Source organism: Spiroplasma endosymbiont of Nomada ruficornis (genome assembly GCF_964030795.1).
In the GTDB taxonomy this organism is placed as follows: domain Bacteria; phylum Bacillota_I; class Bacilli_A; order Mycoplasmatales; family VBWQ01; genus Spiroplasma_E; species Spiroplasma_E ixodetis_A.
In genome coordinates, this window is record NZ_OZ034962.1 from 1473928 (window position 1) to 1488070 (window position 14143).

The 14143-nt window shown below is 23.8% G+C and carries 14 protein-coding genes; 9 read left to right on the forward strand and 5 right to left on the reverse strand.

Annotated elements, in window-relative coordinates; all coding sequences use genetic code 4:
• Positions 1-165: 165 nt before the first annotated feature.
• A complete protein-coding gene (locus tag AAHM79_RS08900; RefSeq protein WP_339039398.1) occupies positions 166-294 on the forward strand; it encodes a hypothetical protein in 129 nt (42 codons plus the stop codon).
• 170 nt (positions 295-464) lie between these two features.
• Here the strand turns inward: AAHM79_RS08900 and AAHM79_RS08905 are convergent, their stop codons facing one another.
• Positions 465-1415: an IS30 family transposase gene (locus tag AAHM79_RS08905; protein WP_342257678.1), complete on the reverse strand. Its 951-nt coding sequence runs from the start codon at positions 1413-1415 to the stop codon at positions 465-467.
• Positions 1416-1652: 237 nt separating this feature from the next.
• On the opposite strand from AAHM79_RS08905, the gene mnmG reads away from it, so the two are divergent.
• On the forward strand, positions 1653-3536 hold the full coding sequence (mnmG, locus tag AAHM79_RS08910; protein WP_342257679.1) for a tRNA uridine-5-carboxymethylaminomethyl(34) synthesis enzyme MnmG: 1884 nt from the start codon (positions 1653-1655) through the stop codon (positions 3534-3536).
• Positions 3537-3553: 17 nt separating this feature from the next.
• Here mnmG and AAHM79_RS08915 read toward each other — a convergent pair whose 3' ends face one another.
• Positions 3554-3889: a hypothetical protein gene (locus tag AAHM79_RS08915; protein ID WP_342257680.1), complete on the reverse strand. Its 336-nt coding sequence runs from the start codon at positions 3887-3889 to the stop codon at positions 3554-3556.
• 522 nt (positions 3890-4411) lie between these two features.
• Between AAHM79_RS08915 and AAHM79_RS08920 the strand changes: the two genes are divergently transcribed.
• From AAHM79_RS08920 to AAHM79_RS08940, 5 genes are all read left to right on the forward strand, one after another.
• A complete protein-coding gene (locus tag AAHM79_RS08920; RefSeq protein WP_342257681.1) occupies positions 4412-5530 on the forward strand; it encodes a hypothetical protein in 1119 nt (372 codons plus the stop codon).
• 2 nt (positions 5531-5532) lie between these two features.
• The gene (locus AAHM79_RS08925) at positions 5533-7227 is read left to right on the forward strand and encodes an ATP-binding cassette domain-containing protein (protein ID WP_342257682.1); all 1695 of its coding nucleotides are present in this window, start codon (positions 5533-5535) and stop codon (positions 7225-7227) included.
• Between the two features lie 87 nt (positions 7228-7314).
• Positions 7315-8310: an ABC transporter permease subunit gene (locus tag AAHM79_RS08930; RefSeq protein ID WP_342257683.1), complete on the forward strand. Its 996-nt coding sequence runs from the start codon at positions 7315-7317 to the stop codon at positions 8308-8310.
• A 124-nt stretch (positions 8311-8434) separates the two neighbouring features.
• Positions 8435-9349: an ABC transporter permease subunit gene (locus AAHM79_RS08935; protein ID WP_342257684.1), complete on the forward strand. Its 915-nt coding sequence runs from the start codon at positions 8435-8437 to the stop codon at positions 9347-9349.
• A gap of 139 nt (positions 9350-9488) precedes the next feature.
• On the forward strand, positions 9489-9692 hold the full coding sequence (locus AAHM79_RS08940) for a hypothetical protein (protein WP_342257685.1): 204 nt from the start codon (positions 9489-9491) through the stop codon (positions 9690-9692).
• Between the two features lie 326 nt (positions 9693-10018).
• Here the strand turns inward: AAHM79_RS08940 and AAHM79_RS08945 are convergent, their stop codons facing one another.
• The 3 genes from AAHM79_RS08945 to AAHM79_RS08955 form a co-directional block, all read right to left on the reverse strand.
• Positions 10019-10768 carry an IS30 family transposase gene (locus AAHM79_RS08945; protein ID WP_342258252.1) on the reverse strand — a complete coding sequence of 250 codons (750 nt, stop codon included), beginning with the start codon at positions 10766-10768 and terminating at the stop codon, positions 10019-10021.
• An 18-nt stretch (positions 10769-10786) separates the two neighbouring features.
• The gene (locus tag AAHM79_RS08950; protein WP_342257686.1) at positions 10787-10969 is read right to left on the reverse strand and encodes a helix-turn-helix domain-containing protein; all 183 of its coding nucleotides are present in this window, start codon (positions 10967-10969) and stop codon (positions 10787-10789) included.
• A gap of 120 nt (positions 10970-11089) precedes the next feature.
• Positions 11090-12250 (reverse strand): Mbov_0401 family ICE element transposase-like protein, encoded by a 1161-nt coding sequence (locus AAHM79_RS08955; protein WP_338957526.1) that lies wholly within the window; start codon positions 12248-12250, stop codon positions 11090-11092.
• Positions 12251-12323: 73 nt separating this feature from the next.
• Here AAHM79_RS08955 and AAHM79_RS08960 point away from each other — a divergent pair, with 73 nt between their 5' ends.
• Entirely contained in the window at positions 12324-13109 is a 786-nt protein-coding gene (locus AAHM79_RS08960; protein ID WP_342257687.1) for a hypothetical protein, read from the forward strand.
• Between the two features lie 72 nt (positions 13110-13181).
• On the forward strand, positions 13182-14132 hold the full coding sequence (locus AAHM79_RS08965) for an IS30 family transposase (RefSeq protein WP_338979395.1): 951 nt from the start codon (positions 13182-13184) through the stop codon (positions 14130-14132).
• Positions 14133-14143: the final 11 nt, after the last annotated feature.

The following is a 14143-nucleotide window of genomic DNA, read 5'->3' on the forward strand; positions in this document are numbered from 1 at the left end:
TCTTAATTAATATAAGATGTATTTTTAAATATAAAAATACTTTTTAAGTTTAAAGTATAGTAAATAAAAATTTGCAAATTTAAAAATTAACATTATAATTATACTTATGTAGGGATATTAAGATAAATTATTTAAGTCAAATTGTATACAAAAGAGGTTACAGTTATGGAAAAAGAAATAGATGTTGCATATGTTTTATCACCATTGGATACAGTCACTAATGTTAATGACAAAAGTGTCTTTTCAATAAAAACACATCTTGTGATAATAAATAAAATACTTAAAAGTAAGTAATTACTGGTTTTAAATTAGTATTAATGATTACTAGTTAAAACAGTTGCTATTTTTAAGTGCAGCACTAATTCTTTAAATAATATTTATATCTTGTATAAAATATAATGAATTATAATCGAGAAGATTATTAACTAAAATTCAATTTTGCTCAATTGTAAAGGTAAGTGCAACTAAATTATTTTTCTATCCAAATATTCGATTGGTGAAAGATAATTTAATATTTTTATCGGTCTTTGATTTAAAGACAATATAAATTTATGAACTTCATTTTTATTAGTTTTTGAAAAAATAAATTTTTTAGGAAATTTTTCTCTAATTAAACCATTAGTATTTTCATTAGTACCTCTTTGTCAAGGTGAATATGGATTGGCAAAATAAATTTTTACATCTAAATTTTTTTCAAGTTGTTGTCAATTTGAAAATTCTTTGCCACGATCAAAAGTAATAGTTTTAACAATGTTTTTAGGAAGAATTGATAAATAATAACTGACATTTTTATTAATAACTTTAGTAGTTCTGTTTTTAACTAATATTGCTAAAGTAAATCGTGATACTCTTTCAACTAAAGTTATTAAACATGATTTGCTTTTACCTCGTGATGATACTATAGTATCTCCTTCTCAATGACCAAGTGTTATACGATCATTAACATTTATATCTCGTTCTTTAATTGATTTACCATTAAACTTGCCACGATTTTCTTTAGATTTTCGTTTTTTACCTTTTCTTCTTAAATTTTTACTAGTAACTTTATCAAGCATTCCAAAATAAATTCAAGTATAAATTGTTTTAAAACTAATAACTCACTCTTTATGAAAATTTTTAATTCTGCCATAAATTTGTTCAGGTGATCAACCTAATAGTAATTTTTGTTGTACATATTTTACTAAATTCTTATTTTTAAACTTATGAAAACTAATATGTGATTGTTTTCGATTTTCAGCTTTATTTTGTGCAATTAATGAAAAATAATGATTATTATCTTTATTTCTATTAATTTCTCGAATAATAGTACTAATACTTCGATTAAGATTTTTAGCTATTTCACTAATTTTAAATTTAAATTTCAATTGATTCTCAATATAAATCCTTTCATCTATGCCAAGATGTTTATAACTCATATAAAAACTCCTTACTTTTTTCTAAACTAAATTTAGCATTATGAAATTTTTATATGAGAATTTTTTGCAATTTTATTTACTTGCACTTACAATTATAATTAAGCATAAAAGTCTAAAAAGTACATGAATATTTTGCTTGTTTATGATAACATTACTAAAGAAATTAAAAATAAAATTTCTTATTTTTGATGTTATTAATTTTGATATGTAATATTTTATGAAATGGAGGTGAAATCAATGAAATATGACTATGAAATTATTGTAATTGGTGCGGGTCATGCTGGTGTTGAAGCGGCATTATCTTCTGCACGAGCAGGTCATAAAACTGCTATTATTACTCTTGATAAAACTAAAATTGCATTAATGCCATGTAATCCTTCTATTGGTGGACCCGCCAAAGGAGTTGTGGTTCGTGAAATTGATGCACTTGGTGGCGAAATGGCTAAAGCAGCAGATGCTACTGCTTTGCAAATGAAACTATTAAATCATTCACGTGGTCCAGCAGTTTGAGCTATTCGTGCTCAATCTGATAAAATTGCTTATTCACAATATATGCAAAATGCAATAAATAAACAAGAAAATTTAACAATTTTAGAAGTTATGGTACAATCATTAATAATTGAAGAAAACACTGCTAAGGGTGTTATTTTAGAGAATGGCGAAAAAATTACAAGTGAAATTGTGATTTTAACTACTGGTACTTATATGACAGCTTTAACTTTACAAGGTCATAATAAGAAATCAGAAGGACCAGATGGTCAAAGAACAAGTAATGGTATTTCTGAACAATTAAAAATTGTAGGCTTTAATATGATACGTTTAAAAACAGGAACACCACCTCGTATTAAAAAAAATAGTATTGATTTTGACAAAACTAATATTGAACTAGGTAGTGATTTACCTTTAGCATTTTCACATGAAACTAAAAATTTTTTACCATTAGCAAAACAATTACCTTGTTATTTACTTTATACAAATGATAAAACTCATACCATTATGAATAATAATTTAGATAAATCACCAATGTATAATGGTGAAGCACAAGGTACTGGACCACGTTATTGTCCAAGTATTGAGGATAAGGTAGTACGTTTTGCTGATAAGCCTCGTCATCAAATTTTCTTAGAGCCAGAATCACTTGCTTTGGATTCAATTTATGTCCAAGGTTTTTCAACATCATTGCCAATTGATGTGCAAGATAAAATGTTGAGAACGTTACCTGGTTTAGAAAATTGTGAAGTATTAAAATGAGCATATGCTATTGAATATGATGCTTTTGAACCAACACAATTATGACCAACATTGGAAACTAAATTAATTAAAAACTTATTTAGTGCTGGTCAAATTAATGGTACTAGTGGTTATGAAGAAGCAGCGTGTCAAGGTTTAATAGCCGGAATTAATGCCCATTTAAAAATAAAAAAAGAAAGACCATTAATTTTAAAGCGTGATGAAGCATATATCGGAGTTTTAATTGATGATTTAGTAACAAAAGGAACAGTTGAACCTTATCGTTTATTAACTTCTTTAGCTGAACATCGTTTATTATTACGAAATGATAATGCTCAAACAAGATTAATTAAGTATGGTTATCAAGTTGGCTTAGTTAGTGAACAACGTTGATCACAATTTAATATTCAACAAACATTAATGTCCAATATTGTTGAAAAATTAAAAACCATTAAAGTTAGTCCCAATTCAGAAGTTGCTAAGTATATTATTAATAATAATTTAGGTCCAATTCCCGATAATCATATTATTGCTTATGAATTATTAAAACGCCCAGGTGTCAAATTATCAATGTTTACTTCACAGTTACCTTTAATAAATGATTTACAATATCATGAATTAATGGAATTAGAAATTACAATTAAATATTCAGGGTATATTAATCAGCAACTAAAAATGGCGCAACAAACTAATAGTTTAGAAAAAAAACAAATTCCTAGTGATATTGATTATGATTTAGTAGAAAGTATTACTGGTGAAGCTAGAGAAAAATTAAAGCGCGTTAGACCATTAACAATTGGTCATGCTACAAGAATTTCTGGTGTTAGTCCTGCTGATATTCAAGTTTTATTATTTTTTTTAAAACGCAAATATCCAAATTTAAATATTTAATAAATTAGCGATCTTAATTAAAAGATCGCTAATTTTATATATTTTGCATAAAGACTACTTATTTCTTCTAATTCATTAGCTGTTTCTTGCATATTTTCACTCTCTGTTAAAATAATAGAAACTGTCTCTGGATTTTCTATATGACTTTTTGATGGGTTATCATTAATTATTACATCTGTTAATTGATTATTAGTGTTATTAATTTTATTAAATTTAAATGTTAACCCACCATGTCTTTCTTTTTTTCTTCCTTTTTTATTTTTAAATGTAGAATTTGATTGGTTTAAAATATCTTTCATTTCTTTTTGTGCTGTTATTTTTTGAAATATTTCTGATTTATTTTTGTTTGCCATTTTAATACCTCCTTTTAACAAAAAAATCCATTTACTTTCCTATAAAAGTAATTGGTTAAAACTTATGTATACTAATAATAATTGTATATTATCAAATTTTATGTATTTTACAATTAATTAATTTATTATTAAAAATAAATATAAAGTATGTAAAAATTTATATAAATAAGTCAAAGTTAATAGTAAATAATTTATTTTTTTTGTTTTTTAAAATCATTCAAAAATTAGAATTTCAAATAAATGATCTAGCAAAAGATATAAATAAGAACGTAAATGCGACTAAAAATAAAATTAAAATTCCTCATCATTACATTTTAGGAATAACAAAAGAAAATAACTTTGAAAATAATAACAAACCAAATATTACTATTAATAAAATTAATTGTCATAAATCCTTTTTATCTATATTCTTTATTATTTTTTTAATAAACCGTTTAATTAATTTGCAATAAATTGATTGTTTGATATTAAACTAAGATTTCTTGTATAATTATAAATAAGTATTATTAGTAGGTGGTTTTTATGTTTCGACGTTTTCTATTATTCACTATAATTTTGCCAACAATAACTACTATTAGTAGTAGTATTTATGCTTGTACTTGGAATTTACAACCAACAGTTTTATTAATAACAAGTTATCAACAAGCACAAAATCAAAACATTTATGACCGACTTGTTTATCAAAAGTTACAAACTTTTTATGGTAAAGATCATGTAGTAACATTTTTTAGTTCTCAAGATGATAATTATTATGCATTAATGTTGAGGAACTTTTTATCTACATATAATATCAAAAAAGTTTATATTTTAAATCCTAGTTTTCAAAAGTATATTCCACATCATAGTGAAACTAGTAGTTATTCTACTAAAAACTTAATTAGAGTATTACAACAATTTCAGAATGTTAAATTTTATTTTTTTAATAATATTATTGCTGATACGGTTAAAGTCACTAATAATATTTATGATATTAGATATAATACTGATAACGTAACTAGTAGCCATTTAAATTATGGCAGTAAAATTGCTGAACATTTTCAACAAAATGTTCAGGATGGAATAATAAATAAAAAATATAACTTTGATGTTGATGACAACGGTAAATTGATAGTTAGAATTGGTATTATTAATAATATTGGTATTGATTATGATCAAACTATTTTGAATCAATTTGCTGAGATAATTAATGGTATTGATAATCCAAAAATTACATATAAAATTATTTATGCTAATCCTCATGATAGTTTTGTAACAAGTAATATTTATAGTGCTGATAGTGTTGCCGGTGTTGGTCAGATTGCCCAATCATTATATGAAACACATGGTGTTAATTTTATTATTAATACTAATTATTGATATAACAGTATTATTGCTTATACTGCTAGGTTAATATCTTCCCGTCCAACTTATAGTAAAACTATTAGTTTTATTGGATCTAATGTCATTAATAATAATGATTATGTTTATGATGATATTAATTATTTAGCTTTTGGTTTTATGCCTGGTTTGGAAATTTTTGATGAGACATTTAACGAAGAAATTAATCCTAATTTTAAAATTATACCTAGTGCTTCAGAAAGTAAAATCCAAACTTATGGTGTTAATAACATTGATTTTACTAATCAGTATGGAGATATATAATTATGGAAAAAACAATATTGAAGTTACAAAAAATTAGTAAATATTATGATACTCGTGTTATATTTGAAAATGTTAATTTAGAAATAACACAAGAAATTCATGCCATTGTTGGTAATAACAGCGTTGGTAAATCAACGTTAATTAGGATGCTTGCTGGTTTTGAACAACCTTCTAAAGGAAAAATTGTTATTAATAGTTTAAGAAAAGGATGTTATTTTCCTCGTGATCCTAGTGAAATGCTTTATTTTAGAATAGCTTATGCTGGTCAAGAAGATTTTTTCTTAGACAATCTTACTGTTAAACAAAATATTATACTTGGTAATGAACCAACTATTGCCAAAATTTTTCCTAATTGAAAAGAAGCTGAATTTAAAATTAATAATTTAATGGAAAAATATAAAATTAAGCTTAATTTAAATAAGAGAGTATCAACACTTGCGATTGAAGAATTAAAAAAATTATCTTTGCTTCGTGCTTTATTCAAAGAACCTAAAATATTATTGTTAGATGAACCAACTGTTGGTTTATCTGATAGTCAAAAAGTAGAGTTTTGAATGATTTTTAAAACATTTCGTAATGAAGAAATAACGGTCCTTTTCACAACTAGAGATGAAGAATTTGCTAAAATGGTTGCTAACCGAGTATCTTGAATTGAAAACTTAAATATTGGTAAAACAAAAGTAATGAAATTAGAAGAAAATACTAAATTATTTACAACTAATTATTGAGGTAAGATTTTTAATTATAAAAAGCCAAAATCGATAAATTCAGTACCAATGCTTTATATTGATAATCTTTCTTTGAATAAACCTAATATTTCAAATTTTCATAAAATTGAATTTGCAATTCGCCCTGGTGAAATATATGGTATTTATGATTATGAAAACCTTTATAGCGAGGTTTTACTTGAAAGTATAGTACGTATGATTAAAACGCAAACAGGACGCATTTTTTTTCAAGAACAAGAAGTAACTTATTTTAAACCGCAAGAAATTAGTCATTTAGGAATTGATTGAATATCTGGACATTATAGTAATACTGCTATAATTCCTGATGCCACTTTATTTGAAAATTTTACCTTTTGAAATTATAATAAAGAAAAATATGTAACTAAATCCGGAGTTGTCAAAACAGCCGTTGTTAATAAAAAGGTACGAGAAATTATTAAAAAATATCAAATATTTAACGATAATAATATTTTTATTAAAATTAATAAATTATCAAAAGGAGAAATGCAGAAATTTGTATTAGCAAGAAGTATTGAAGAGCAACCACAATTATTAATTTTATCTAATCCATTTTCTGATTTAGATGAAAATTCTTCATTATTAATTATTAAAAAGATAATAGAGTTACGCGAAAGTGGCTCAAGCATTTTAATTATTGATACTGATCCGTACTTATTACAATTATTGTGTCAACGAATAGCAGTTATTTATCACAAACAATTTGTTTGTAAATTGGAAAATAAAGATGTTAAAGTTGAAATAATGAACAATCCAGCACTATGACATGATTATCCTATTACAAATGAAATAATTGTTAAAACTGATAAAATGTATCAATTACCACAAACAAAGTGAAGTTTGAAAAAGAAAAAAATAATTAGAACAATTAATTATTTGAAAAGACCATTTGTCAAAATTACTAGTTGAATTAATAAAAAAATGGAAAATATTAGGTCAAGGTTGGGTTAAAAGATGTTGGAAAATATTAAAAAATGAAATTTTTGATTAGTGGGTACATTATTATTACTAATAACTCTATTTTTTGTTAGTTTATTAATGCTATGTTTACAAGTTAATCCATTATCATTTTGGAAAACTATTTTTATTAATCCTTTAACTAATTTAGTAAGTTTTAGTAATTTAATTGAAACATATAGTATATTAATATTAACAGGATTAGCAGTAGCTATTACTTTTAAGTATCGTATTTATAACTTTGGAGTTAGTGGTCAAATGTTATTTAGTGCTATGGTAACATATGTATTGGCAGTAGCTATTTATAAGAGTGGTGGTCATAGTCAATGAATTACTCCTTTTCTTTTATTAATTGCAGTTTTAATTGGTGGTTTAGCCGGTTTAATTATTGCAATTTTAAAAACTTATTTTAAAATTCATGAAATTATTAGCACTATTTTATTTAATTTTATTGCTTGAGAAGGATATAAAGGTTTAATAGCCAGTAATGTTTATCATAACTTAAACATTCCAACACAAATTACTAATATTAGATTTTCATTAATTAGTGGACCTTTTAGCATTAGTAATTTATTTTCTGCTGGTATTATTATTGCTATTATTGTCTTATTAATCGCAATTATTATTTTTAATAATCGCACTCTTGGTTTTAAATTAAACGCAATTGCTAAAAATCCCGTTGCTGCAAAATATGCCAGATTAAATCCTCAATATCAGGGTTTAATAATTTTACCAATTTCAGGAGCGATAGCAGGAATTGCTGGTTATCTTTATTTTTTAGGAGTTAATAATAATTTACCTTCGCTTTCTGCTCCAATTCAAGAAGGATTTTATGGGATAGTAGTAGCTGCTTTAGCGGGATATACACCAGGAGTTATTTTATTTTCATCATTTTTTATGAGTTTATTTATTAGTCCTATTGAAAATAATGCTTTTATGTATTTGAAAAATCCAGAAATTGCAATAATAGTATTATCAATCACCATTTACATTATTGGTATTTATCCTTTTATTTGGCATTACTTAACTCATTCTATTGCTATTAAAGAATATTTAATAAGACTAAAAAGAAGCTAATATGAAAAAAAGAATTAATTAAGGATGAAAAACAAAATGTTAAAATTGTTAATGTTGAATCAAAATCTTCAAAAATTTTTAAAAAAAAGAAAATATTTAAAAGGAAAAGGAGAAAAAAATAATTATGTTACTATCATTTTCAACAATTTTAGTTAATACATTATTATTTGCTTGTCCATTATTATTGTTATGTACAGGTGGAATTTTAAATACTAGAGCAGGAATTGTTAATTTTGGTTTTGATGGTATTATGTGTACTGGTGCTGCTACATATTGTATAATTGTTTCACAATTAAAAAATAATTTTGGTGGTGGAGTTGCAATTTTGGCATTTTTTATAACTATTATCATCGGAATTGTATTTGGTTTAATTCATAGTTTAGCAACCTTATTGTTTAGAACAAATCAATTTTTAGTATCAATGGTTATTAATTACTTTGGTTATGGATTAGCAGTAATTTTACCATTAACATTTACTGGAGAAATAAATTATTCATTAGCAAGTATTTATATTTATCAATTTTCTTGAATTGCAATTTTGGTAACCTTTTTAGCAATTTATATTTTTGCAGCTATTTTGTTTTTAACTAAGCTTGGATTATACATTAGAGGAATTGGTGAGAATCCAACTGCAGTGGCTTTAAATTATATTCATGTTCGTCGTTCTCGATTTTATATTTCGCTATTTTCTAGTTCTTTAGCTTGTTTTTCGGGTGCTTTATTTGTTTATGTACTTCCAAGTACTTTTATTTATAGTAATAATTTTGGTGGTATTGGATTTTTAGCAATTGCTTTATGAATGATGGCACATAGTAGATTTTTTTTAACTTCTATTATTTGTTTTATTTTTTCTTTTTTATATCAGTATATTAATGCTTCACAAACATTTATAGTTATTAGTAATAATATTCCAAGTTGATTATGAGGAATGTTTCCATATTTAATAGCATTAGTATCATTAATGATTTTTCGTCCTAATACAGAATTGGTCAAAAGTTGAGCGCAACCTTATGTTAAAGCAGGTAGAAAATGACAATAAAATTATATGCTAGCAATATTTTAAAACCTTTATCAGGTTTAATAAATATAATGTTTTAAATGTTTTTTAATAAATTCAGTTTTTATTTTTATTCTGTATAATAAATTTATTAAGCAATGAAAAAGGGGAATTTTAAATTATGGTAAAAAACTTAAATGACAGTTTTGAGAAATTGATTGAACAGAACAATGACAGTTTAGAAAAAATATTAAAAAAAAGAAAAACATTTAAAAATAATGAGAAAAAAATAATTCATAAAATTTCTAATATTAACTATCAAAAAATTAATGATGATGAAGTAATAAGTTTTAAATCTAAAAAAAATAAATGTATAGTAATGTAAATTAGATTAAAGCATTTATTTTTTAAGAAAATATTTTTTATAATTTGTATAATAATTTTTTAAAAAAAGATTGTTAATTACTAGTATTTATTAATAAATTGGGAGCGTACCGATGTTGTCAATAATATTCAAATTTGTCTTTAAATTATAAGTTTAGACGAGAATAATTTAGACTTCAATATGCAATTGTAAGTTAATCTTAACACTTCAAAAATATTAGTCAACAATAATACTTACTTTTATAACTCAAAAATTCTTATTAAAGTTTTCTTTAATAAGTTTTATTTTATTTTTATTTATTTGCTAAATTGTAAAGGTAAGTGCAACTAAATTATTTTTCTATCCAAATATTCGATTGGTGAAAGATAATTTAGTATTTTTCTCGGTCTTTGATTTAAAGACAATATAAATTTATGAACTTCATTTTTATTAGTTTTTGAAAAAATAAATTTTTTAGGAAATTTTTCTCTAATTAAACCATTAGTATTTTCATTAGTACCTCTTTGTCAAGGTGAATATGGATTGGCAAAATAAATTTTTACATCTAAATTTTTTTCAAGTTGTTGTCAATTTGAAAATTCTTTGCCACGATCAAAAGTAATAGTTTTAACAATGTTTTTAGGAAGAATTGATAAATAATAACTGACATTTTTATTAATAACTTTAGTAGTTCTGTTTTTAACTAATATTGCTAAAGTAAATCGTGATACTCTTTCAACTAAAGTTATTAAACATGATTTGATTTTACCTCGTGATGATACTATAGTATCTCCTTCTCAATGACCAAGTGTTATACGATCATTAACATTTATATCTCGTTCTTTAATTGATTTACCATTAAACTTGCCACGATTTTCTTTAGATTTTCGTTTTTTACCTTTTCTTCTTAAATTTTTACTAGTAACTTTATCAAGCATTCCAAAATAAATTCAAGTATAAATTGTTTTAAAACTAATAACTCACTCTTTATGAAAATTTTTAATTCTGCCATAAATTTGTTCAGATGATCAACCTAATAGTAATTTTTGTTGTACATATTTTACTAAATTCTTATTTTTAAACTTATGAAAACTAATATGTGATTGTTTTCGATTTTAAGCTTTATTTTGTGCAATTAATGAAAAATCATGATTATTATCTTTATTTCTATTAATTTCTCGAATAATAGTACTAATACTTCGATTAAGATTTTTAGCTATTTCACTAATTTTAAATTTAAATTTCAATTGATTCTCAATATAAATCCTTTCATCTATGCCAAGATGTTTATAACTCATATAAAAACTCCTTACTTTTTTCTAAACTAAATTTAGCATTATGAAATTTTTATATGAGAATTTTTTGCAATTTTATTTACTTGCACTTACAAGTATAATTCAGCAAATTTAAGTTTTAATTTATAATAACTGGATAATTGTATTTATTTGATAACATTTAAAATTAACCATTTTTGTATACATATCAATGTTATAAGTTCTATCACCAATCATATGCTTTAAAATTTGTTTAATATTAGTTTCAGTAAAGCAACCAATATTTTCAACTAATGCTTGGTTTAATACACCATCTTTTGCATTAATAAAATAACCAACTTTTAATTTTTTATATTGTAAAGTTAATGATTGTAAAAAATCAATTAATTCATAATATTGACCTTTGGCAAATAAATTTATTGCATTTTGATAGTGTAATTTAGCAATTTGATTTTTTCTTCTTCCTGCCATTATACCAAGAAATAAAACATGAAAAGCATGAAATTTATCTAAAATAAATTTAGCATTTAAAATTGTAGCAGTTTTTCTAATTCATTTTGCACTATCTCCACAAACTATTAAATTTGCTTGGTCAAAGTTTTCAAAAAATAAATTACCATATTTTTCTATTAATTTTGCGGTTTTTTCAGCACCAATTTCTGTTTTTGAAACTCTTATTTTACATACAGCTCTTTTATTAATTAATTTTCCATTTTTCTTTTTACCAGTACACATTACTATTAATCTCATCGAACATTTTTTACAATTTTTAGTATTGTGTTTTTCATTAAACTTAAATTTTCGATGACCATCATCAATATTTACATATAAATTTTGATTTGGTTGTAATGGTATTTTGGGAATATTTGCTTTTGGTAATTCAAATTTTTGATATGTTCTACAAACTGTACTATTACTTATTAAATCTTCAATAAAAGTATCACAAACATCACGATACTTTTTACCATCAGCAAAATATTTTAAAATTTGTTTAATAACGTTAGGTGCAAGTTTACTATATTTTTTAACACCAAGATAATTATCTAATAATGATACGTACTCCATTTTTTGTGTTTTTGTGTTATAATGTGTACAAATACGTCGCTTATAAGTTAATAAACCTTTTTTTGCTTTTAATTTTCGTTGTCTAAATCTATATGATTTATATTCAGATTTATCACATATACTTCATAAATAATCATCTATTTTTGCAAATAATTCTTCTGTTTGTTTTAAACTTAATTCATCTTGATTAAAATCATGTTTGTCTCAATCAAAATGATTTGCGAATGGTAATATAAACATTTTTAATGTTCCTTTCTAATTTTTGTTTGTTAATAATTTAAGTTTAATTTTTTTTTAAAAATAAGGAGTAAATATGGCTTTTATTAGTAGTTATGGACAATTAAATAAAAAATATAATCTTAATTTTAGTGATAATAATTATGGTTTTAGTTGAGATATTTTTAAAGAATTTGTTGGTGATGAATGAGCAGAATATTTTACTACTAATTGTTTTTATCGTTTTGTTCCAACAGCACGTGGAACAAGAAAAACTTGAAACTGTTTAGCATTTGATTTATTTATATGTTGTAATTTTAGAGATAGTAGTGTTCAAGAAGTAAGAAGATATGAAAATACTCATAGTGAAACTACAATTGGTGCTTTAATGAATGTTTGTCAAGTTTTATTAGATACATATAATATTAATTTATTACCTAATAATCCACATGGCATTAAATGAAAAATTACTAAGGATGGGGGATGTATTATCTTTCCAAGTAATCAACAAATTGACTTTATTGGTTATGCTAATGGTAATAAGATTTTTGGAAAAGAAGCAGGTGGGTCAAGTTTTTTAGGTTCAAGAACAGATGAAATTATTATGGCAGAAGAAAAAGAAACATTAACTGAAAAACAATTAACATATCGATATGAACGTTTACAAAACTCTATGTTTAGAAGTAATCGTATTAAAGTATCAAATAAACCTATTAAAGAGTGAAGTTGAACATTTATTGATAAAAATATATATAGTTCTACCTTTGGACAAAAGATTACTCGTTATTTTTATAAAAGTTTTTTCATTACTTTTACATGTAATCCTTATGATAAATATCATCCATTTTATTGCTGAATTATACTTGTAAGTGCAAGTAAATAAAATTGCAAAAAATTCTCATATAAAAATTTCATAATGCTAAATTTAGTTTAGAAAAAAGTAAGGAGTTTTTATATGAGTTATAAACATCTTGGCATAGATGAAAGGATTTATATTGAGAATCAATTGAAATTTAAATTTAAAATTAGTGAAATAGCTAAAAATCTTAATCGAAGTATTAGTACTATTATTCGAGAAATTAATAGAAATAAAGATAATAATCATTATTTTTCATTAATTGCACAAAATAAAGCTGAAAATCGAAAACAATCACATATTAGTTTTCATAAGTTTAAAAATAAGAATTTAGTAAAATATGTACAACAAAAATTACTATTAGGTTGATCACCTGAACAAATTTATGGCAGAATTAAAAATTTTCATAAAGAGTGAGTTATTAGTTTTAAAACAATTTATACTTGAATTTATTTTGGAATGCTTGATAAAGTTACTAGTAAAAATTTAAGAAGAAAAGGTAAAAAACGAAAATCTAAAGAAAATCGTGGCAAGTTTAATGGTAAATCAATTAAAGAACGAGATATAAATGTTAATGATCGTATAACACTTGGTCATTGAGAAGGAGATACTATAGTATCATCACGAGGTAAAAGCAAATCATGTTTAATAACTTTAGTTGAAAGAGTATCACGATTTACTTTAGCAATATTAGTTAAAAACAGAACTACTAAAGTTATTAATAAAAATGTCAGTTATTATTTATCAATTCTTCCTAAAAACATTGTTAAAACTATTACTTTTGATCGTGGCAAAGAATTTTCAAATTGACAACAACTTGAAAAAAATTTAGATGTAAAAATTTATTTTGCCAATCCATATTCACCTTGACAAAGAGGTACTAATGAAAATACTAATGGTTTAATTAGAGAAAAATTTCCTAAAAAATTTATTTTTTCAAAAACTAATAAAAATGAAGTTCATAAATTTATATTGTCTTTAAATCAAAGACCGAGAAAAATACTAAATTATCTTTCACCAATCGAATATTTGGATAGAAAAATAATTTAGTTGCACTTACC